A 21,315-nucleotide genomic window follows, 5' to 3' on the forward strand; every position below is an offset into this window, starting at 1 on the left:
CACCTCGCCGTCCGCCTCGATGAACACCACCCGGTGCCACGGGATGTCGCCCCCGGGCACGAAGGAAGGCAGCGGGATGCGTTTGAGGGCATCCCCGCGCTGGCTGATCCCCAGCACGAACCGGGCCGGGTCGAACCGCGGGTCCCAGCGGACCCGGTGATAGATCTCGTCGCTGGTCCGCATCACGTCTCCTCTCCCGCCTTCACACCTTCTCTTCCTCCAGGGTGCCGCCCACCCTGTCCTCGACGGTTGTTCCGCTCGCACCGCGACGCATCAGATGCGGTGCGCCTGACGGGGGACGGCAGAGAGAACCGGTGCGCCTGTGTGGTGAGCACCCGCGGCAGCACTGCCGCACCTGCTCTCGGCGTCCTGTCGGTTTTGAGACCGGCTTGTTCGTCACAGCCGGTAGCGTGGGCAACGAGACAGAGCCCTGCGAAAGACAAGAGCGGGAAACCATGCGGATGATCTTCAATCCCGCGGAGGAGAACGAGTACGAGGCCGTTCGTGGTCTTCTTGTCCGCCGGTTCGAACAGTGGGCCTGGGAGAACGGGATCGACGCCGATCCGTTCGTCGTCGAAGCCGCGCTGGACTACCGCCATCTCGGTACGCCGGACGGCAGGCTGGGACTGTGGGACCAGCGGTACATCGAGGAGTTCCTGCTCGACTGGGTTCCGCGGACGGTGACCGTACTTCCCGACGAGGAGCCCGCCGATGCGCCGGGCACTCTGCGGTGCCTGCTGCGGTATCTGGACGACGTCCATCTCGCCGATCCCCGAGGGGCGTCCCTGACCGAGGTGCTGGAGGCCGTCGACGCGGCGGCGCCCCGCTACGCGGAGGCGATGGCCGACCGCAGCCTCTGGGGCCTGGCGAAATTCTGGATCACTACTGCCGCGGAGCACGGCGTCGACGTCCACGACGAGCAGGTGTTGCAGGACTTCGTGGAACGGGCACAGGGTCGCGAGGTGCCCTACGACCCGGAGGTGCTTCAGACCATCGTCGAGCGGCACATGCGGAGTTCCGGGCCCGTACGGTCCGAGCCGCAGCTCCCGGTCGCGCTCCCCGGCGACGACGTCCTGCGGGAGCAGGCCGGCAGGTCACCGGTCCTGCGGCAGCTGCGCGGCCTGGCCGAGTGGGCGGGGCGCGACCGCAGAACGCTCACCGGTTCCGGCAGGCTGCGTCTGTCAGATGCCCGGGAACTCGTAGAACGGCTGGACACCGGAGACGACACGGACTTGGTCCGCTCGTCCGCGGACCTGTCGCGCCTCAACCTCCTTGTGGAGTGGGCGAAGAAGGCCAGGCTGGTACGAGTCGCCAAGGGCAGGCTGTACGCCGTGGCCAAGGCCGAGCCTGTGCTGAACGACCCGCTTGCACTGTGGCGGCGCGCGTTCGACGCGTTCCGTGAGCTGCCGAGCCCAGTGAGGGGTGGGCGCGGCGGCAGGTACGGAGAATCCGTGCTGTTCGACGAGTACGAGATGTACGACGTCGTCCTACCCGACGTACTGGCAACCCTCTACAGCCTGCCGTACCCCATGCCCTGGCCCCGGCTGCGGGACACCGTCCACCTCGCCTACCGCTCGAGCTTCCTGCCCGAGGTCTTCGCCACGGGGTCCATCGGGTTCGAACAGGCCGATGACGATCTACGCACCGTGCTGGGTGTTTTGGAGGACCTGGGGGCGATCGAGTGCCACCAGGGGATGGCCGACCCTGTCTTTGCGGCTCTGGCGATGAGCGAGAACGACGTCGAGGGGTGGGCCGGAGTACCGACCGAGGACGATGACGACTTTGAGACGCCGTCCGACATACTGCCAGGGATGCCGACCGGACTTGCCGGGCTGCTGGACGACGCCCTGCCGGACGAGACCCTGTCGAGTGACGCCCTGTTGGACGGCGCCCCGCCCGATGACGCCCTGTTGAGTCACGCTCTGCTGGATGACGAGGCCACCCAGCGGGCCCGGAAACTGAAGTCCGAACTGAGCTCGGGCCCAGTCGAGTTGATCCGTCTCACTGACCTCGGAACTGACTACGTGCGCCGTTGGCTGCTGGCCGAAGGCCGGGATGCACCCCTGATCGGCGAGCTTGCCCAGGCCTCGCCGGCCGGCTTGCTGGGCGTCCTCGCCGATCACTACGATCCGGAGTCCGCCCGGGCGGAGCTCGCCGCGTGGATCGCCGTCCACGGCGACCGGTCCGCGGCGCTGGAGCAGCTCGTCTGCGCGGTGCGGACCATGCCGTTCCGTACCCGGGCCGAGGCCATGCTGGACGTCCTCGTCTCAACGCTCGACGACGGGGAGTTCCTGCTGCGAAGCCTGCGTTCGGACCCCTCGCTGGCTCCCACCGCGCTGAGCCTCCTGGCCCGCCGGGAGGTTCTCACCCCCGAGGACCTCACGGAGCCGGAAAGCCTGCTCATGGTCGCTGAAAGCCTGTTGCAGCTCTGTGAGGCGACCGGCGCGGACGGCGTGAGCGAGGTACTACGCCAACAGGGTCGCGAGGCCGAAGAGGCCCTCCGGGCCGCTCTGGCCTCCGGTCACCCGGACCGGGAGGGCCTCGCGGACCTTCAGGCCCTCGCCGAGCGTGTGCCCCGGGAGCGCAAGGCCCACGTCGGCCTTGTTCAGCAGCGCGGCCACCGAGAGAACGGCAGACGGGGCGGCAAGCGGCGCCGCTGAGGACCTGGCGCTCAAGGGCGATGCCGGCGGCGGCCGAGTGACCGCATGACAGGGATGCCGGCTGCCTTGAGGGACTCCGCCGCCTTGTCGCAGAGTCAGCCGCCCGCACTTCGGGCCCGTCGCCGTACAGCGCCGAGCGGTAGCCGAGAAGCGCGCCGGGACGGCGGCCCGCAGCAGCCGCCCCTGGGCGGGGCGCATGTCCCTGGGCGCGGACTGAGGCGGAGGGCATCGGGCGGACCCCACGACCTGCGGCAATCGGCGTGTCCACCTGGCTGTGCGCGGGCGCGGACCCGGCCGAGGTCGCCCAGCGCCGCGGGGCAGCGTCCCCCCGGACTGGTGGAGTGATGCGGAGATCATCCTCCACCGGCCAAAGGCGCAGTGAGCCCGGCTTGCGTGCCGGGTCGCGGTGTTGACGCTCGCGAGCGGTCCGGGGAGCCGGGCTGCCTGAGTCGACGGGCTGTGCCCGCGGTCACCGCCCTGTGCGAGCGCGGAGTCGTAGCGACGACACACCCCAGATGGCGAGTGCGACCGGCGGCAGGATGGCCGCGAGCAGGGTCACGGCGGTCCAGCCGTGTGCGTCGTTCACCATCCCGGACGCGGCGGAGGTGAGTGCGCCGCCGAGGAAGACCGTCGTCATGAACACGGTGTTGGTCCTGGCCCGGGCGTTGGCCCGCAGACTGTAGATCTCCCGCTGGCTGAGCACCTGGTGGGCCTGGACGGCTACGTCCAGCAGGACGCCCGCGAGGGCGAGGAGGGCGATGCTGCCCTGCCCCAAGTCGGCGAGCACCATGGCGCCGGCGGCGAGCACGAGCGCGATGCCCCGCCCCGCCACGCGGTACCCACGGTCTCCGATCCAGCCCGCGAGCGGAGCGGCGGCCGCGCCTCCCGCGCCCACCAGAGCGAACACGGCGACGCCGAGCTGACTGAACCCGTGCCGGTGGATCAGCTCGAAGGGCACTGAGGTCCAGAAGCAGGTGAACGTGCCGAAGATCAGCGCCTGGCAGACGGAGGCCCGCCTCAGCGTCGGCTCCTCGCGCACCAACCGGGCGACGGACCCCATCAGTTGGCGGTATCCGGTGTCGTGTACGGGGCGCCGCTCGGGCAGCACGCGCAGCAGGACGGCGGACAGGATCACCATGAGCACGCCGGACACGACGAAGATCGTCCTCCATCCCCAGGCCGCCGCGACGAGGCTGGAGACCGAGCGGGCGAGCATGATGCCGAGCAACAGGCCGCTCATCACGGTGCCGATGTACCGGCCGCGCTCCTGCTCCGGTGCGAGATGAGCGGCGTACGGGATGAGGATCTGCGCCACCACCGAGGTCATCCCGACCAGCACCGACATGCCGAGGAACACCCCGAAGTCCGGGGACAGGCCCGCGGCGAGCAGGGCGACGGCGGTCACCAGCAGCGTGCGGGAGGCCAGCGCCCGGTTTTCCAGGAGGTCGCCGAGTGGCATCAGGGCGATGATGCCGAGGGCGTAGCCGAGCTGGGTGAGGGTCACCACCAGTGAGGCCGGGCCCTGACGGACCCCGAAGGCGGAGGCGATCGGGGCCAGCAGCGGCTGGGCGTAGTAGATGTTCGCGACCGCCAGCCCGGAGCCCACGGCGAGCAGCAGGACGATCCGCCGGATGGCCGGGGGAGCGAGCTGCGGCGCCTGTGTGCCCGTCGTGTCTGGGGCGGGCCTTCGTGGTGTGGTGCTGTCCGCTCCGAGCATGCGCGGAACGCCTCCAAGGTTCTCGGGATACCCCGTCGCCTTCACCGAGGCGTCGGCGCTGCTGCGCACCGCAGGTAGCGGGCGGACCTGCCTGCCAGGTTGTTCACGCGGGTCGAACCGCCTAGCTGCAGCGGGAGGGGCGGACGGCGTTGATCGCCGCGGATACGTCGTCGTCGCCGTGCCCCTGTGCGATGGCGTCGCTCCAGCGCCGCAGGATCGCCTCGGTGAGCGGTACGGCGGCGTCGTGCCTGTCCGCGGCCTCGGCCGCGAGGCCGACGTCCTTGTGTGCATGGCGGAGCAGGAAGCCGGGGGCGTAGTCGCCCTTGATCATGGCGCGCCCCTTGGCCACCGCGAACGCGCAGCTCAGGGCGCTGTCCTCAACGGTGTCGGTGACCAGGGCGGGATCCAGCCCCAGTGCGGCGGCCAGGCTCAGGCTCTCGGCCATCCCCTCGACCAGCACCGCGAGCCAGTTGTTCAGGACGAGCTTGAGCCGGCTGCCGTCACCCAGGCTGTCGAGCCAGAGGGTGTGGCGGCCGACGACGTCGAACAGTGGCTGCACCCGGTGGAGCAATTGCGGTGCGCCCGAGGCGAGGACGACCAGCACGCCGCGCTCGGCGGGGACGGAGCTGCCGGACACGGGGGCGTCGACGAAGTCGACCCGCCCGTTTGCCAGGTCCGCCAGGCGCTGTGTCCACTCGGCGCCGACGGTGCTCATCTGGACCCACACCGCGTCCGCCGGGAGCGTGGACAGGGCGCCGTCGTCCCCGGTCATCGCCGCTTCCACGGTCGCGCCGTCGGAGAGCATGGTCACCAGCAGCCCGGCGCCCGCCGCCGCCTCGGCGGGCGAGGAGGTGACATGGGCGCCGTCGGCGGCCAGTGCTTGCGCCTTCGCCTCGGTCCGGTTCCACACGCACACGTCGAATTCGGCGCGCAGCAGGTTCCGCACCATGGGTGCGCCCATGATGCCGGTGCCCAGGAAGGCGATCTTCGTGGAGCGGGTGATCATCACACGGTCTCCGGGGACGGGCCGGCGACCGGGGTGGCCTCCGCCATGATGGCGTCGATGTCCTTCAGGTCGTCCTCCCTCAGCGTGATGTCCGCCGCCGCCAGGCTCTCTTCGACGTGGTGGACGCGCCGGGTGCCGACGATGGCCACGTGTACGGCAGGGTGGGCCAGCGTCCAGGCGATGGCCAGCTGGCTGACCGACAGGTCCAGGCCCTGGGCGAACTGTTGTAGGTGGCGGACGACAGCGAGGTTGCGCCGGTAGGTCTCGCCGCGGAAGACGCTGCTCTTGCCACGCCAGTCGTCGGCGGGGAAGGGGGTGTTCTCGCCCAGCGCGCCAGTGAGCAGGCCGTGCGCGAGGGGGCCGTAGACCAGCACGCCGATGTCGTTGCGGCGAGTGTAGGGCAGGATCGTGTCCTCGATCTCGCGGCGGAAGAGGTGGTACGGCGGCTGCAGCGTCTCCACCGGGAGCGTCTCGGCGAACTCGGCCATCTGCTCGGCGTCGTAGTTGGAGGCGCCGACGTGCCGGATCTTGCCCGCCTCGACCAGTTCCTTCAGCGCACCGGCGGTCTCGGCGACCGGCACCTTGGGGTCCGGCCAGTGGACCTGGTAGAGGTCGATGTGATCGACACCTAGTGCGGTGAGGCTGGCGTCCACGCCCTCGCGCAGGACTTTGGGGCTCGCGTCCCGGGCCACGCCGGTGCCGGTCTGGCGCAGGCCGCCCTTGGTGGCGATCACCAACTCGTCGCGGTGGGAGCGCAGTTCACCGCGCAGGGCCTCGCCGAGCAGCCGCTCGGAGGCGCCGAAGCCGTATGCCTGGGCGGTGTCGAAGAAGGTGACGCCGAGGTCGCGTGCCCGGCGGATCGCCGCCTTGGCCTCGTCTTCGGCGAAGCCGCCCCAGTCGCCGCCCAGCTGCCAGGTGCCGAAGGCGATGCGGGACACCTCCAGGCCGGTCCTTCCCAGTGTTGCGGTGCGCACGGTCACTCTCCATAAAATACTGAACGTTTAGTTTTGTAATGAGGTTAACGCACCTCCGTGCGAGATGATTCCCGCCTGGTGACGAGCCGGTCCGGGGGCGCGGCAGCCTGGGGTCAGAGAGGTCCTCCCGCGCCGAGGTCAGGGGGCCAGGCCGCGCAGGGCCGCCCCGACGATCTCGTCCGCCGCCGCCTCGTTCAGCGGGGCGTGCCCGGCGACCAGCCGGTACATCGCCGGACCGAAGAACAGGTCGATGGCCACCTCCGGGTCGACGTCCGCCCGCAGCTCACCCCGCTCGACCCCGCGGTCCCAGATGGCCCGCACCAGTTCCCGCCGGGAGGCGATCAGCCGGTCACGCAGCTCCGTGGCCACCTTCGGATCGCTCTGCGCCTCCGCCACCAGCTGGGCGAAGATCCGCCCGCTCGGGCTCGCATAGAAACGCATCATGCCGCGCACCGCCATGCGGAAGTCCTCAGCGGCGGAACCGGTGTCCGGGTCCGGCGACTCGGCGTACATCTGGGACAGGAACGCCTCGACCGCGACGACGTACTTGTTCGGCCACCACTTGTAGATCGTCGCCTTGCTCACCCCGCTCCGCGCGGCGATCCGGTCGGTCGTCATGGCCCTCAGACCGCCCTCCTGCAGGAGTTCGGTGCAGGCCATCAGCACGGCGTGGCGCGCGTGTTCGCTGCGGGGCCGGCCGGCGCGCCGGCCCTGTCCGGACTCGCCCCTGCTCTCCTGCGACGTGGTGATCGAATCATTCATCCCTCCATCCAACACCGAGTCCGGCCGGGCGTCCCGGCAGGCCTGGGGTCTCTCATGTCCTCAGATCATCAAAGTGCTGAGATGTAGGCATTGGAGGTATGGTCCGCCGGTGGCGGCAGGCCGGGAGCGGGACGTACGCGGTCACCACTCACGAAGGGAGAGGCGTGAACCCCCAGGGCTGATCTCAGGCGAACGACCGGCCTGTTGCGCGCCGTCGTGCCGGGCCGACTCGACCAGCCCGTCCACGAATCACCTTCACTACCTCGGCTACCACCACGTCTTCGCCAACGCCATGACCGGCAACGTCGTCCTGACCGGGACCGAGCTGCTGGCCGGTCAGTGGTCGCAGATCTGCCGGCACCTGCTGGCGATCCTGGCGTTCCCTGGCCGGAGTCTGCGCCGCCGAACTGGTGTGGGTGCCGCGCCTGCACGCGTTCGTCCACCGCCCGGAGGTCGCGTGTCTGGGACTGGAGGCCGTGCTTCTCGCGCTCGCGGCCCGCAACGGCGCGCATCTGCTGGCGACGGTGATGACCTCCGGGATCTCCCTCCTGGCCGCGTTGCAGACCACGGCGTTCCGGGAGCTGAGGGTTCCGCCTACGGCTCGGCCATGGTCACCGGCAACCTGCGTCCGCTCGGGGTCGCCGCGTTCCGGGGCCTGCGTACGCGCCGGACCCATCACTGGCGTCCAGTGGTCCACCTTGGTGCCGTGTGCCTCTCCTTCCTGATCGGCACCGCGTTGGGGCGCTGCCGCGACCCCCGCGCTCCACCAGGCGGCGCTCGGCTTCCCGCCGGCTTGATCGCGCTCGGCCTGCTGATCGTCCTGGCCGACCCGCTGCCCGCTGAAGAGGAGTTGTGACCGTGTGGGATGTGACCCTGGCCGATGCGACATCTTCGGACACCCCTGGAGGGCTGCCGCACAGCCGCGCGGGCCGCTCGCGGTGGCGGGACCTGTGACGGTTCGGGCCGTTCTGTTGGGCGGGTCTCGACCCACGGCGCGCACTCCGCGTGACCGTGGGCGTGGCGGTTCCCCTGCTGGTGGGGAGCGTTTCGCCGAGTCCGCCAAGGCCCCTCGGCGGTGGAGACTTCGACGATCGCGCGCAATGCGTACGGCTCGTGCACGCCCACCGCGTTCAGCAGCGCCGGGTTGAGGTCAAGGGAGGGGGAAGGCCGAGCAGCGTGCCTACGCGATCCAGGATCAGCACCCGAGAGCTGATCGGACAATCCGCGACCTGCTCACGGAGCCGGTCCAACTCCAGGGCGGTTCCAGGACTTGTGCCCGTTCGAGCCGACCAGACCGAGCAGCAGACGCCCATTGCGCGGATCGGTCCAGCCGCGGGCACTACCTTGCCGCTTGCTGACACAACGCCACCACCGCTTTCGTGCCAGAGCCACGTTTTCGTGCTGGTCAAAGGTCACAGGCCCCACAGTCCCTTGCCCAGCGTGGTGAGCCCGCCAGTCAGCGCAAGCAGCAGCACTATCAACCAGGCCCGTCGCTCCGGCACCCGCTCCGCCAGCGCCTTTCCGATCACAGCGCCTGCCGCGATGCCTGCCCCGACCAGCAGCCAGACCGGCGCAGTGAGCTGCGGCATGCCCTTGGCAGCAACGGAGAACGCGTTCACCACGACCCCATAGAACTGCGCGTTCGGCACGAACTCCTGCGCCGTCCAGCCCGCGTTCACCGCATACAAAGAAACCGCCGGGCCACCCACCCCGGCTGAGGAGTTCATGAACCCGCTCGTGGCACCGGCGGCCAGAGCTCCTTTGGCGCCGCGCAGAGCGGGCACCCGAGTACCTCGCATCACCAGCAGCACGGCCGCGCTCACCAGCACCCCCATGCCGACCAGCAGTGTCGGCTCGGACAACCAGGCGGCCACCCAGGCCCCGGCCGGCACGGTGCAGGCGGCCGCTGCGACCAACGGCACCATCGCGGCCAGGCGGACCTCCCGCCAGCTGCCGACGAGTCCGACCGTACTGATGGCACCGGCCCCGCAGTTCGCCAGCGCCACGCCCTCGGCTGGGCCGAGAAGCAGCACCAGAGCAGGCACCGCGACGAGCGCGAACCCGATCCCCGCCAGCCGCTGCACCGACGCGCCCAACAAGATGATGCCGCCCAGTAACAGGTCGGCGGCCCAGCCACTCGCCACAGACGGCTCCTCGCGGGTGCTGTTGATGAGTGATCCCACACTGCCTCGACCCATGGAACAAGCACGATCAAGCGCATGCCTCCGCCACGGCGGAGGCCAACTGCACCAGGACCCAATCGCCGTCCAAGGCAGGTGACTTGCCTTTCATCAACGCGCGCTGGAAAAGCAACACCGGGCGTCGCAACTGGGCACCCGCTTCTGGTCCTGCACCGGGCGACGATGGACGCGGACGATCGCGTTCTGGAGTACGCCACGTACTACCTGCTACCCGATCGGTTCGAACTTCGGCTCACCGTAGACGCCACGGAACTCGAGAAGGTCTCCTACTCCTTCAGCCGACCAGGCCCAGAGCTAGTCATGCTGCCCCCTTCGTAGTGCCCCGAGGTGCCCCGAGCGACTGGAAGTTGCTACACGAGACGTCCCGAGGGGCATGGAAATTCACACGCTGAGAATCATGCGGCACCGCCACGTGATGCCCATCACACCGCCAGACACCCGCCCCTGACTGCTCCTCACTGGAGGGAATCGACAAGTGGCCACGGGCATCGATCTGCCCAACGTGCCCGTGCCGCTGTCCCGTCTCGCGCTCGGCACCATGACGTTCGGCGAGCCCGTCGACAGGACAGGGGCCGAGGTCATGGTCGACATGGCCCTGGAGGCCGGTATCACCGGTGTGGACACCGCCAACAGCTATGCGGGTGGTGACAGCGAACGGATCCTCGCCGATGTGCTGCCCGCCCGCCGTGACCGGATCGTGCTGGCCACCAAGGCCGGCATTCCCCATCCGGACCAGGGTGGACACGCCCCACTCTCCGCCCCCGGACTGCGGGCGGCCCTGGAGGGAAGCCTCAAGCGGCTCGGCACCGATCGCGTCGACCTCTTCTACCTGCACCAGCCGGACCGGGACACGCCGCTCGCCGAAACCCTCGCGACCGTCGCGGAGTTCGTCGCCGAGGGCAAGGTGTTGGCGCTTGGTGTCTCCAACTACGCGGCCTGGCAGATCGCCGAACTGGTGCGTGTGGCGGACGAGGTGGGCGCACCACGGCCGCTCGTTGCGCAGCAGCTGCACAACCTGCTCGCGCGCCGGATCGAGGACGAGTACGTCGAATACGCCGCCGTCACCGGTCTGCGCACCATGGTCTACAACCCACTCGGCGGGGGCCTTCTGACCGGTCCGTACCGATTCGAACGGTCCCCCGAAGCGGGGCGTTTCGGCGACTCGCGGCTGGCGGCGACGTACAAGCAGCGTTACTGGGACGCCCGTCTCTTCGACGCCGTGGCCCAACTGACCCGTATCGCCGAGGAGGCCGGGATCCCGCTCACCGAGCTCGCCCTGCGCTGGCTGCTCCACCGGGACAGCACCGACGCCTTGCTGCTCGGCGGCTCCCGCATCGAGCATCTGCGCGCCAACATCGCCGCGGCCCAGGCCGGTCCGCTGCCCGTCGACATCACCGCCGCCTGCGACGAGGTCGGCGCCGCCCTGCACGGCCCGATGCCGGCCTACAGCCGCTGACACCCCGCCTTCCGGCCACCTCCCGCCTCCGGGAAGAACGCCGTTCGTGACCCGGCAGCGTGCACGCACCTTGCGCTCCCGCGAGCAACCCATCGGCAGGGGTGTGCCCGCACGGTGTCGACGCTGCCCATCGGTCCGAGCATCGCGCACGCCGCGACCAGGACGGGGTTGGTGCAGACAGTGGAGGTAGCGCTGCCGCGCGGGCTTTCCCCGTCCGGCGGGCCGGCCGGCACGAGTCCAGGTCCCCCGGAATGGCAGAAAAACGGAATGTAATATATAAGTTGGTATTTCATCGTGAGTGCACCAAGCGGTCACCAGGCCGGTCCAGTGGTGATCAGAGGCAACGGAGCGCCTGTGCAAAGGCCGAACCAACCTCGGAAACTCCGAGAGAGTTCCGCGGCCCGTCCCGCGGAGGCCGGGCACGATGTTCCGATCTCATGGGTCGGGACGGGCGGTGCTGCCCCGGGGGAGTGGCCGTATGCCGGCGCGGATGCCGCCGAACCACTCGTGCGGACACTCCAGTACCTTCTGGCCGGGACGGGTTCGCTGGGAGCCGCCATTCACTTCCTGGATCCCCAGCGGTCGCGGCTGCGTCTGTTCGCCATGGCCGGCCTGCCACCGGCGTTCGCCGAAGCCTGGGACCCGGTGCCCGTCGACCAGGGTCTTGCGCAGGCGCAGGCGGTGCGAAGTGGCCGTCCAGTAGGGCCGCTGGACGTCTCCGACCAGCTAGGGAGCCGTCCTGGCCGTGGTGCGGCCTGCCCTCCCGGCGCCCGTGTCCTCGTCCAGCCGTTGGGCCCGCAGACGGCCCCGGTGGGAACGCTCTCGGTGCTGCTCGACCGCGCGAAGGATCTGGGCGAGGCCCGGGCTGCCGTGACGGCGGCAGCCACCCGGCTGGACGGGCACCTCGCAGGGCTGGCCCGCAGCGAGGCCGAGACGGGAGCCGACACGTCGTCCGAGCCCGGCACAGCGCCGGGATGGATGATGGACGCGGCCCAGGTGGGCACGTTCGACTGGAACGTCCGCACCGGTCAGCTCTGTCTCGACGACCGTTCCTGCCTGATCTTCGGCTTGAACCCGGAATCCTTCGACTCCAGGTACGAGACCTGGGCACGGATGGTGCACCCGGATGACCTCTCGTCGGCCTCGTTGCCCAGGGCGGTATTCGGGCGTTACGACTGCGAGTACCGGATCATGCGCCCGGCCGGTGACATGCGCTGGGTACGGTTCAGCGGCCTGGTCCTGCCCGGACCAGCTGATCAGCCGGGTCGTGTGGTGGGAACGCTCTGCGACAACACCAGGAGCCACGCGGCGCGGGACGGCCGTGCCTACGGGCTGAAGCGCCCGACCGACGGCGTGGTCATGACGGGCAGCGACGGGCGGATCATCTACGTCAATGTCCAGGCTGAGGAAATTCTCCGTACCTCCCGGAGCGACCTGCTGGAACGGACACTGTGGGAGGCCGTTCCCTACCCCGGAGAGCCCGGTCTGGAAGCCCGGTGCCGTCAGGCCGCCGCCACCGGGCTGCCCGTGGATTTCGACGTGCACGTCCCGACTCTGAGCACGTGGTACCGCATTCGGCTCACCTCGCACGAGGACGGACTGACGCTGTCGTTCAGCGACATCACTGAATCGCAGTTGCGCGACGCGGAACGGGCTCGGGCAGAGCACGGGGCGGCGCTGCGCACCACCAAGACCCAGGAACTGACCGCGGCGCTCTCCGAGGCCCTCACCGTGCAAGACGTCGTGAGCGCTGTCGCAGATCATCTCCTCACCCCGTTCGGAGCGACCGGGCTGGCAGTCCAGACCCTGGAAGGGGATCACCTGCGTGTCGCCGGTCACGCCGGGTACTCGGGCAGCTTCCTGAGAGTGCTTGAAGCGGCTCCGGTGAGCGAGGTGTCGCCAACCCACGACGCGCTGCGCACCCGCACCCCCGTCTTCATAGGCTCAGGCGGCGAATACGGTCGCCTCTACCCCCACCTGAAGTGGCGGATCGAGCCTTCGGGCATGCAGGCGTGGGCCTTCCTCCCCCTGATTGCCTCCGGCAGGCCCATCGGCTGCTGCATCGTCGCCTTCCTGGAGCCGGGCGAACTCGACGAGGACGAGCGCACCCTGCTCGCCGCGCTGAGCGGACTGGTCGCACAGGCCCTGGAACGGGCCCGGCTCTACGACGCCGAACACACTCGGGCCGTGGAACTGCAGCGCGGCCTGCTTCCCCAGGTTCTGCCTCAGCTGCCTGGTGCGATCACCGCGGTCCGCTACCTGCCCGCCAGCGAGGGACTGGAGGTCGGCGGGGACTGGTATGACGTAATCCCGCTCTCCGGCGACCGGGTTGCCCTGGTCATCGGCGATGTGATGGGACATGGTCTGTCCGAGGCGGCGGCCATGGGCCGGCTCCGTACCGCGGTGCACACGCTCGCAGACCTGGAATTGCCGCCCGACGACTTGCTCACTCACCTCAATGACCTGGTTGCGCGCCTCGGTGAGGACTTCTACGCCACCTTCCTGTGCGCCATCTACGACCCCACGGCCCGCTGCGCGACCTTCGCACGGTCCGGGCACCCGCCCCCGGTGCTCGTCCGCCCGGGTGGAACCATCGACATCCTCGACCTGCCGAACAATCCGCCCCTTGGTGTGGGGAACCCGCCATTCGAGACGGTCGAGCTGGAACTGCCGGAGCACAGCCTGCTCGTCTTCTATACCGACGGACTGGTGGAAACCCACGGCCGGGACATCGACAGCGGCATCACTGCGCTGACCGCGGCTCTCACCGACGCGCTGGCCGATCCCCCGACAGATACCGAGACCTCTCTCGGTCTGGACCGCCTGTGCGACACCCTGACCACCGCGCTGACCACCCCGCATGGTGTAGAGGACGACGCCGTCCTGCTCCTCGCCAGGCCGCGCGGCCTGCCCCGCGAACATGTCGCCGACTGGCCGCTGCCCGACGGCCCCATCGCGGCCGGTGAGGCGCGGGCCCTGGCTGCCGCCCAGCTGAGGGAGTGGCGACTGGAACCCCTGGTCGACATCACCGAATTGCTCGTGAGCGAACTGGTCACCAATGCCGTCCGCTACGCCCGGGGGCCGGTGCGGCTCCGCCTGCTCTGCAGTCAGTCCCTTATCTGTGAGGTGTCCGACGGCAGTGCCACGACTCCTCGGGTCCGCCGTGCCGCCGATACCGATGAGGGCGGACGCGGCCTGGCCATGGTGACCCTGCTGGCCCAGCGCTGGGGCACTCGGCACAGCACCCACGGCAAGACCATCTGGGCCGAGCAACCTCTACCGCCTGCTGGGTGAGTCGGAGACGCACGGGCCGTTGGAGCCCCGAGTCCGCTGCGGCCGAGCTGGGCCACCCTCCCGCGGCTACCGCTGGGGGGACCCCCACACCGTGGGGCGCGGTGACGCGTGGCCCTGGTCGGGGCCGGCCCCGCGCGTGTCAGGGAGCGGCATCGAGATCCACGTCGAGGTCTTGACTCTCGGTCCAGAACCCGTCGTCCGCATCTTGGAGCCGAGAGGCGGCGTGCTCCAGGTGGCGGAGCGCCACTGCGCGTGCCGCCACGGCGTCTCCGGCCTCGATGGCGGCGAAGATGGCGTGGTGCTCCTGCCGGACCGCTTCGATGAAGTCGCCCCGCCGCGCCTCGTTCGCGCGTGTGACGCGGATGCCGCCGCGCAGCACCTCGCCCAGGTACCGGACCGTCGAGACCATCACAGCGTTCCCGGTCGACTCGGCGATGGACCTGTGGAAGGCGAGATCCTCATCGACGCCGTCACCCCCGGCCGTCACAGCTGCATCGATCGCGTCGCGGGCCTGACGCATCCGGGCGAGGTCGGCCGGTGTGGCACGGGCGGCCGCGAGATAGGCCGCCTCGCCTTCGATCGGGCGGCGTACCTCCACGATCTGCAGCACCTTGGACTTGGTGTCGGCGGCCTCGAGGTCGAGCGGCCGTGTGCGCCGAGGCAGGACGAACACGCCGAGACCTTGACGCGGTTCGACCAGGCCCGCGTTGCGGAGCCTCGACACGGCCTCGCGCACCACCGTGCGGCTGACGCCCAGCTGTTTGACCAGCTCCACCTCGGTCGGCAGCTTGTCGCCCTCGGCCAGCCGCCCGGACTCGATCTCAGCCGCGAGTATCGCGGCGACCCGGTCCGAGAGCCGCACGGGACCGCTCACCTTGGAAAACATGGGCTTCAGTCTATCGGCCCGAGCTCTGCCGTCCCGCTGCGAGCGGTGTGCCGACCGCGACCGCGTCGGCATGGTCGGCGAGGTAGTCCCGTACCACCGATTCGAAGCTCGGGTCGGGTTCCAGCCCGAGTGCGGTGGCGCGCGTGTTGTCGAAGGTGGCGGGCCATGAGCCCACGATGGCCTCGACGTCGGGATCGGGCGCGATCGTCACCAGGTCGGCGACGGCGTCGCCGACCACCCGCCGCAGTGTGTCCAGCATCTCGGTGACCGAGACCGTGAGTGCCGGAAGGTTGACCGGGATCCCGCCGTCGAGCCGGCCCGGCCCGACGCCGCGCTCGAGCTCCGCGACGCGGAGGATTCCCTCGACCGTGCGCCGCGGCGAGGCCAGGGCCACCCGCAGGGCGGGATCGACCGGGCAGACGGCCGGCACGCCCGCGAGGGGCTCGCGGATGATGCCGGACAGGAAGCCGGACGCGGCCGCGTTCGGCTTGCCCGGACGGACCGACACGGTCATCAGACGGGCGACGCGTCCGTCGATGAAGCCGCGGCGGGTGTACTCGGCGACCAGCTGTTCGCAGACGAATTTCTGATTGCCGTAACTCGACCGCGGCGTGGGCAGGGTCGACTCGCTGACCACCGGCGGCAGCGGCAGCGCCGGGTCGGAACCGTAGACCGCGACGCTGCTGGAGAACACCACCCGCGCCACCGGCCCGCCGGCGGCGGACTGGGCCCGGGCCACTTCGAGCAGTGCGCGGGTCGTGTCAACGTTGGCGCTCATGCCGAGGTCGAAGTCGGCCTCGCACTCGGCCGACACGGCGGAGGCGAGGTGGATCACCACGTCCACCGGTTCCGCGAACAGCTCGTCGAGGCGGTCGGTCAGGTCGCCCTGCACGATGTCCACGAGCGGGTCGCTCGCCGCCGGCGACTCGGCCGGCACGAACCGGTCGGCGAGCACCAGCCGGTCGATCGGTGCTCCACGGAACGTCCGCGTCTCCAGCAGCCTGTCGGCGACCTGCCGTCCCAGGAAGCCGAAGCCACCCGTGATGAGGATCCTCATGCGTGTACTCCTCGGTAGTCGTTCAGCCAGCCGAGACCTTCGCTCGTGCCGGCGCGGGGGCGGTATTCGCAGCCGATCCACCCGTCGAAGCCCAACTCGTCGATCACGCCGAGGATGTGACGGATGTTGAGCTCACCCCCGTCGGGTTCGTGGCGGTCGGGCACGCCCGCGATCTGCAGATGGCCGACCCGGCCGGTCGGTACGTCGCGGCGCAGGGTCGTGGTGAGGTCGCCCTCGACGATCTGACAGTGGTAGAGGTCGAGTTGCACCTTGAGATTCGGGGCTCCCACCTCCTGCACCACGGTGTGGGCCTCGGCCTGCCTGGTCAGGAAGTAGCCGGGCATGTCACGGCCGTTGATCGGCTCGATCAGGATGTCCACGCCCGTCGCGGCGGCCCGCTCCGCGGCCCAGGCGAGGTTGGCCAGGTAGGCGTCGCGGTGCTGGGCCGCTTCCGCGGGCGTGGCGGCCGGCTGCACCAGCCCGGCCATCACGTGCACCTGCGGACAGCCCAGCGCCGCCGCGTACTCCAGCGCCCGGTCGATCCCGGAGTGCGCCTCCGTCTCGCGTCCGGGCAGCGCGGCGATTCCCCGCTCACCGGAGTCCCAGGCTCCGGGAGGTGCGTTGAAGAGCACCTGCCGTAGGCCGTGGTCGTCGAGTCGGCGGCGCAGCTCGGTGACCTCGTACTCGTAGGGGAAGAGGTACTCGACGGCTTCGAAACCGTCCGCCGAGGCCGCGGCGAAGCGGTCGAGGAATGGGTGCTCCGTGTACATCATGGACAGGTTCGCTGCGAACCTCGGCATGGTGACTCCTGTGACTCCTGTGTTCGGACCGGGACCGGATCCGCCGGATCCGGTCCCGGTTCCGGTCAGCGATTGACGACGTTCTTCTTGGTGGTGAGTACCGCGGCGGCCCCTACGACGAGGCTGAGCGCCAGGACGTACATCGGGATCGCCGTCGAGCCGGTGGCGTCCTTGAGCGCGCCGATCATGTAAGGGCTGACGAAGCCGGCGAGGTTGCCCACGGAGTTGATCGCGGCGAGGCCGGCCGCGGCGGCGGTGCCGCCCAGGAACGCGGTGGGCAGCGACCAGAACAGCGGCGCGCAGGTCAGCACGCCGGCCGCGGCGAAGGACAGCGCGATCAGGGACAGCGCGGTCGAGCCGGACCAGGAGGCGGCCAGCGAGAACCCGACGGCGCCCATGAGGCTCGGGATGACCAGGTGCCAGCGGCGCTCGCGGCGCTTGTCCGCCGAGCGGCCGAACAGGTTCATCGCGACGAGCGCGGCCAGGAACGGCACGGCGCTGAGCACTCCGATCGCGAGGTTGCCCTTGATGCCGGTGGACTGGACGAACGTGGGCATCCAGAAGGTCAGGGCGTACTGGCCCAACACGAAGCAGAAGTAGACGAGGCACATCAGCCACACCTTGGGCTCGCGGAAGGCGTCCCAGACCCGGCCGTGCACCGTCTGGTGCGTGGCGTCCTCGGCGAGCGCCCGCTCGACGACGGTCTTCTCCTCGTCGGTGAGCCACTTCGCGCTGCGCACGCCGTTGTCGAGGTAGAACAGCGTGGCGACGCCGATGATCAGCGCGGGGATGGCCTCGAGCAGGAACATCCACTGCCAGCCCTGCCAACCGCTCACGCCGTGGAACCGGTCCACGATCCAGCCGGAGAGCGGGTTGCCGAAGATGCCGGCGACGGGGATGGCCGACATGAACATCGCGATGACGCGGGCACGACGGTGCGACGGGAACCAGTAGGTGCAGTAGAGGATCACCCCGGGGTAGAACCCGGCCTCCGCGGCGCCGAGGAGGAATCTGAGCACGTAGAACGTCGCCTCGTTGGTGACGAACACGAACGCCGCCGAGACCAGGCCCCAGCTGATCATGATCCGGGCGATCCAGGTGCGGGCGCCGACGCGCTGCAGCATCAGGTTCGAGGGGACCTCGAAGAGGAAGTAGCCGATGAAGAACAGACCGGCACCGAGGCCGTACGCCGCCTCGCTGATCCCGAGCTGGGCGGACATCTGCAGCTTCGCGAAGCCGACGTTGACGCGGTCGAGGTAGGAGACGACGTAGCAGAGGACGAGGAAGGGGACGATGCGTCGCACGACCTTGCGGAAGACGGCGTTCTCATGGGCGAGGCCGGGGACGCTGGCCGTCGTGGTTGCGGGCATGGACATGAGCGGAATCCTTCGTGCGGCTCAGGGGATTCTCTGACGGGGGAGGAACCCGTCACCACGCGGCGCCGAACGTGTTCCTCAGTTCGGCGATGGCGGGGGCGGGGAGCGGCTCGGGTCGACGGTCGGTCAGGAGCCAGAGATGTGCCGTCTCCTCGAGTTCTTCGAGGACGGCGAGGGCGGTGGCCGCGTCGGGGCCCCAGACCACGGGGCCCAGCCGGTCGAGCAGGACGGCCCTGATGGACGTGCGGCTCGCTGCTCGCTCGGCGATACGGGCGGTCACCAGGTCGGCCACACGGGGGTCGCCGGGCCGGTGGTAGGGGATGAGCGGGACGTGCCCGACCTTCATCACGTAGTAGGGCGTGATGGGCGGGAGCACGTCGTTCTTGCTCCACACGCCGGCCAGGGTGAGTGCGACCAGGTGCGTGGAGTGGGTGTGGATGATGAACCGGGCGGTGGGGTCGGCGGCGTAGATGCGCCGGTGGAGCGCCAGGGTCTTGCTGGCCCGGTCGCCGGCGATCTGCTCGCCGTCGGCGTCGACCAGCGCGAGGCGGTGGGGTTCGAGGAAGCCCAGAGCGGCGTCGGTGGGCGTGATCAGATGGCGGTCGCCGACCCTGGCGCTGATGTTTCCGGCGCTGGCGTGGACGTAGCCCCGGGCGAACAGGCTCGTGCCCACCCGGACGATTTCGTTGCGTGCCTCGTCGACGGCCTCGTCGCGTGCCTTGTCGCCGACGGTGTCCAGGAGCTGGGTCATGAGGTCTCTCGGTCCAGGAGGGCGAATGAGGAGGTGAAGAAGTCGGGGCCACCGAAGTTGCCGGACTTGAGCGTGATGTGGAGCGTGTCCCCGCCGGGAAGGGTCGCGGCGCACCAGGGCACGCCGGGGTCGATCTGCGGTCCGATCCGCATCCCGGTGATGCCGAGCGCCTGGACGACCGCTCCCGAGGTCTCGCCGCCTGCGACGACGAGCCGCCGCACGCCGCGCTCCACGAGACCCTGTGCCACGCGGGCCAGGGTCCGTTCCACGAGCTCACCGGCCTCGGCGGCGCCGAGCCTGCCCTGGACGGTGCGGACGGTGTCGGGGGCCTCGGTGGAGTAGACGAGGACCGGCCCGTCGGCCAGGTGCGACTCGGCGAAGGCCAGGGCCTGGCCGACCACGTCGTCTCCGGCCGCGATGCGCAACGGGTCCACGCTGAACGCGGGCCGGTCGCTGCGCAGGAACTGAAGGACCTGGTGGTTCGTGGCGACGGAGACCGAGCCGGAGACGATGGCCGCGTGGCCGCCGGGTGGCGGCAGGTGTGCGGCGGCGCGGGACGGCGTGAACCCCCAGTTCGCGGGCAGGCCGATCGCCAGGCCCGAGCCGGCGGTCACCAGGGGCAGCCCTTGGACCGCCGCGCCCAGGCGCACGAGGTCGTCGTTGGAGACGGCGTCGACGATGGCCATCGCGAAACCGTCCTCGCGCAGGGCGTCGATGCGGGCCCGGATCGCCTTGGCGCCGTCGGCGACGACCGTGTGGTCGATGAGGCCGACCGTTCGTGTGGTCTGCGCGCCGAGGACCGAGACCAGGTTGGAGTCGGTCATCGGGGTAAGAGGGTGGTGGCGCATGCCGCTCTCGCTGAGCAGCACGTCGCCGACGAAGAGATGGCCCTTGAAGACCGTGCGTCCGTTGTCGGGGAACGCGGGCGTGGCGATGGTGAAGTCGGTGCCCAGTGCGTCCATCAGGGCCTCGGTGACCGGCCCGATGTTGCCGGCCGGTGTCGAGTCGAAGGTGGAGCAGTACTTGAAGTAGATCTGCTCGGCGCCCATCGACCGCAACCAGTCGAGTGCCCGCAGCGACGCCTCGACGGCGTCGGCGGCCGGGGTGGTCCGCGTCTTGAGTGCGATGACCACGGCGTCCGCGTCGATCGTCTGCTCGGTGCCGACCGGCGGCACGTCGATCAGCTGGACGACGCGCATGCCCGCGTGCACCAGGTTGTTGGCCAGGTCCGTGGCGCCGGTGAAGTCATCGGCGATGCACCCGAGTCGGATTGCCATGTCAGACCTCCGTCGGCTTGGGCAGGTCGATCCCCGGGAAGATCTTGATGACCGCGCTGTCGTCCTCGGCTCCCAGACTGGACGCCGATGCCTGGAGGAACATCTGGTGGGCTGTGGCGGCGAGGGGGAGCGGGAACCTCTCCGGCCTGGCGGAGTCGAGCACGAGCCCCAGGTCCTTGACAAAGATGTCGACCGCTGAGCGGGGCGAGTAGTCACCGGCGAGCACGTGCGCCATGCGGTTCTCGAACATCCACGAGTTGCCGGCGCTGTGCGTGATCACCTCATAGAGCGCCTCGGCCGGAACGCCGGCCTTGATGCCCAGTGCCATCGCCTCGGCTGCCGCTGCGATGTGCACGCCGGCGAGCAGCTGGTTCACGATCTTGACCTTCGAGCCGAGCCCGGCGCGGTCTCCCAGGCGGTAGACCGTGCTGCTCATCGCCTCGAGCACCGGGTCGGCGACCGAGTACGCCGCGGCTGAGCCGGACGTCATCATGGTGAGCTCGCCCGCCGCCGCGCGCGCGGCGCCCCCGGAGATGGGAGCGTCCAGGTAGAGCACGCCCTTCTCGGCCAGGCGCGCCTCGAGCTCGGAGGACCAGCCGGGGTCCACCGTGGAGCACATGACGAAGACAGCGCCCGGACGGAGCCGGTCGGCCGCGCCATCGGCGCCGAACAGCACCGACTCGACCTGCGCCGCGTTGACCACCACGCTGACCAGGACGTCCACCGCCTCCCCCAGGTCGCTGGGGGAGGCGAATGCCGTCCCGCCGTCGCGGGCGAAGGCAGAGGCCACTTCCGGGCGCAGGTCGTGGACTCCCACGTCGTAGCCCGCGTTCCGCAGGCTGCGGGCCATGCCGAGACCCATGGCTCCGAGTCCCGCCACACCTACGTGTGGCAGTGCCGGACTGTCCTGGTCGTTCATGCTCATCCTCGTCTTGCTGTGCCGTCCGGGGTGTAGCCCGGCCGCGGCTGCCCCCGAGGAACCACACCAGGGCCCCAACGGCGGCTGCACCGTTCAGTGATCAGGTCATATGATGACCTGAGGATGTGATTCAGCACCCTGTGATGTCCGTCACATGGGGTGCCCGAGACGGCAGGCAG

At 70.0% G+C, this 21,315-nt stretch carries 17 protein-coding genes and 1 pseudogene; 5 read left to right on the plus strand and 13 right to left on the minus strand.

Annotated elements, in window-relative coordinates; genetic code table 11:
- Window positions 1–183 (minus strand): DUF504 domain-containing protein (locus ACZ4RZ_RS46045; protein WP_467753550.1); only part of this gene is annotated, 183 nt, incomplete at its 3' end.
- Window positions 184–461: 278 nt separating this feature from the next.
- Here ACZ4RZ_RS46045 and ACZ4RZ_RS46050 point away from each other — a divergent pair.
- A complete protein-coding gene (locus ACZ4RZ_RS46050; protein ID WP_467753551.1) occupies window positions 462–2,660 on the plus strand; it encodes a hypothetical protein in 2,199 nt (732 codons plus the stop codon).
- A gap of 469 nt (window positions 2,661–3,129) precedes the next feature.
- Here ACZ4RZ_RS46050 and ACZ4RZ_RS46055 read toward each other — a convergent pair whose 3' ends face one another.
- The 4 genes from ACZ4RZ_RS46055 to ACZ4RZ_RS46070 all read right to left on the minus strand — a co-directional run bounded on the left by ACZ4RZ_RS46055 (window position 3,130) and on the right by ACZ4RZ_RS46070 (window position 7,119).
- Window positions 3,130–4,446: an MFS transporter gene (locus tag ACZ4RZ_RS46055; RefSeq protein WP_467753552.1), complete on the minus strand. Its 1,317-nt coding sequence runs from the start codon at window positions 4,444–4,446 to the stop codon at window positions 3,130–3,132.
- 52 nt (window positions 4,447–4,498) lie between these two features.
- Window positions 4,499–5,383, minus strand: coding sequence for an NAD(P)-dependent oxidoreductase (locus tag ACZ4RZ_RS46060; RefSeq protein WP_467753553.1), 885 nt, complete (start codon window positions 5,381–5,383; stop codon window positions 4,499–4,501).
- A complete protein-coding gene (locus tag ACZ4RZ_RS46065) occupies window positions 5,383–6,357 on the minus strand; it encodes an aldo/keto reductase (protein WP_467753554.1) in 975 nt (324 codons plus the stop codon). The genes ACZ4RZ_RS46060 and ACZ4RZ_RS46065 overlap by 1 nt, the downstream gene beginning before the upstream one ends.
- 138 nt (window positions 6,358–6,495) lie before the next feature.
- Window positions 6,496–7,119 carry a TetR/AcrR family transcriptional regulator gene (locus tag ACZ4RZ_RS46070; protein WP_467753555.1) on the minus strand — a complete coding sequence of 208 codons (624 nt, stop codon included), beginning with the start codon at window positions 7,117–7,119 and terminating at the stop codon, window positions 6,496–6,498.
- Between the two features lie 109 nt (window positions 7,120–7,228).
- Between ACZ4RZ_RS46070 and ACZ4RZ_RS46075 the strand changes: the two are divergent.
- Together ACZ4RZ_RS46075 and ACZ4RZ_RS46080 are read left to right on the plus strand one after the other, a co-directional pair.
- Window positions 7,229–7,489, plus strand: a pseudogene (locus tag ACZ4RZ_RS46075) (DUF1275 family protein); the annotation flags it as partial.
- A 237-nt stretch (window positions 7,490–7,726) separates the two neighbouring features.
- Complete coding sequence (locus tag ACZ4RZ_RS46080) at window positions 7,727–7,975, plus strand: hypothetical protein (protein WP_467753588.1); 249 nt, start codon at window positions 7,727–7,729, stop codon at window positions 7,973–7,975.
- A 556-nt stretch (window positions 7,976–8,531) separates the two neighbouring features.
- Here the strand turns inward: ACZ4RZ_RS46080 and ACZ4RZ_RS46085 are convergent.
- Complete coding sequence (locus ACZ4RZ_RS46085) at window positions 8,532–9,263, minus strand: TSUP family transporter (RefSeq protein ID WP_467753556.1); 732 nt, start codon at window positions 9,261–9,263, stop codon at window positions 8,532–8,534.
- Window positions 9,264–9,795: 532 nt separating this feature from the next.
- Here ACZ4RZ_RS46085 and ACZ4RZ_RS46090 point away from each other — a divergent pair.
- Complete coding sequence (locus ACZ4RZ_RS46090) at window positions 9,796–10,776, plus strand: aldo/keto reductase (RefSeq protein ID WP_467753557.1); 981 nt, start codon at window positions 9,796–9,798, stop codon at window positions 10,774–10,776.
- Between the two features lie 507 nt (window positions 10,777–11,283).
- A complete protein-coding gene (locus ACZ4RZ_RS46095; protein WP_467753558.1) occupies window positions 11,284–14,070 on the plus strand; it encodes a SpoIIE family protein phosphatase in 2,787 nt (928 codons plus the stop codon).
- A gap of 139 nt (window positions 14,071–14,209) precedes the next feature.
- On the opposite strand, the gene ACZ4RZ_RS46100 is transcribed toward ACZ4RZ_RS46095, so the two are convergent.
- The 7 genes from ACZ4RZ_RS46100 to ltnD all read right to left on the minus strand — a co-directional run bounded on the left by ACZ4RZ_RS46100 (window position 14,210) and on the right by ltnD (window position 21,136).
- Window positions 14,210–14,956, minus strand: a complete 747-nt coding sequence (locus ACZ4RZ_RS46100) for a FadR/GntR family transcriptional regulator (RefSeq protein WP_467753559.1) — start codon at window positions 14,954–14,956, stop codon at window positions 14,210–14,212.
- Between the two features lie 10 nt (window positions 14,957–14,966).
- Entirely contained in the window at window positions 14,967–16,013 is a 1,047-nt protein-coding gene (denD, locus tag ACZ4RZ_RS46105) for a D-erythronate dehydrogenase (RefSeq protein WP_467753560.1), read from the minus strand.
- The gene (gene otnI, locus ACZ4RZ_RS46110) at window positions 16,010–16,813 is read right to left on the minus strand and encodes a 2-oxo-tetronate isomerase (RefSeq protein ID WP_467753561.1); all 804 of its coding nucleotides are present in this window, start codon (window positions 16,811–16,813) and stop codon (window positions 16,010–16,012) included. Before otnI ends, denD begins: the two co-directional genes overlap by 4 nt.
- 65 nt (window positions 16,814–16,878) lie before the next feature.
- Window positions 16,879–18,189 carry an MFS transporter gene (locus ACZ4RZ_RS46115; protein WP_467753562.1) on the minus strand — a complete coding sequence of 437 codons (1,311 nt, stop codon included), beginning with the start codon at window positions 18,187–18,189 and terminating at the stop codon, window positions 16,879–16,881.
- Between the two features lie 52 nt (window positions 18,190–18,241).
- Entirely contained in the window at window positions 18,242–18,940 is a 699-nt protein-coding gene (locus tag ACZ4RZ_RS46120) for a class II aldolase/adducin family protein (RefSeq protein ID WP_467753563.1), read from the minus strand.
- Entirely contained in the window at window positions 18,937–20,217 is a 1,281-nt protein-coding gene (otnK, locus tag ACZ4RZ_RS46125; protein WP_467753564.1) for a 3-oxo-tetronate kinase, read from the minus strand. Before otnK ends, ACZ4RZ_RS46120 begins: the two co-directional genes overlap by 4 nt.
- Before the next feature lies 1 nt (window position 20,218).
- The gene (ltnD, locus tag ACZ4RZ_RS46130; protein WP_467753565.1) at window positions 20,219–21,136 is read right to left on the minus strand and encodes an L-threonate dehydrogenase; all 918 of its coding nucleotides are present in this window, start codon (window positions 21,134–21,136) and stop codon (window positions 20,219–20,221) included.
- Between the last annotated feature and the right edge of the window lie 179 nt (window positions 21,137–21,315).

The organism is Streptomyces sp. NPDC027189 (assembly GCF_055566975.1).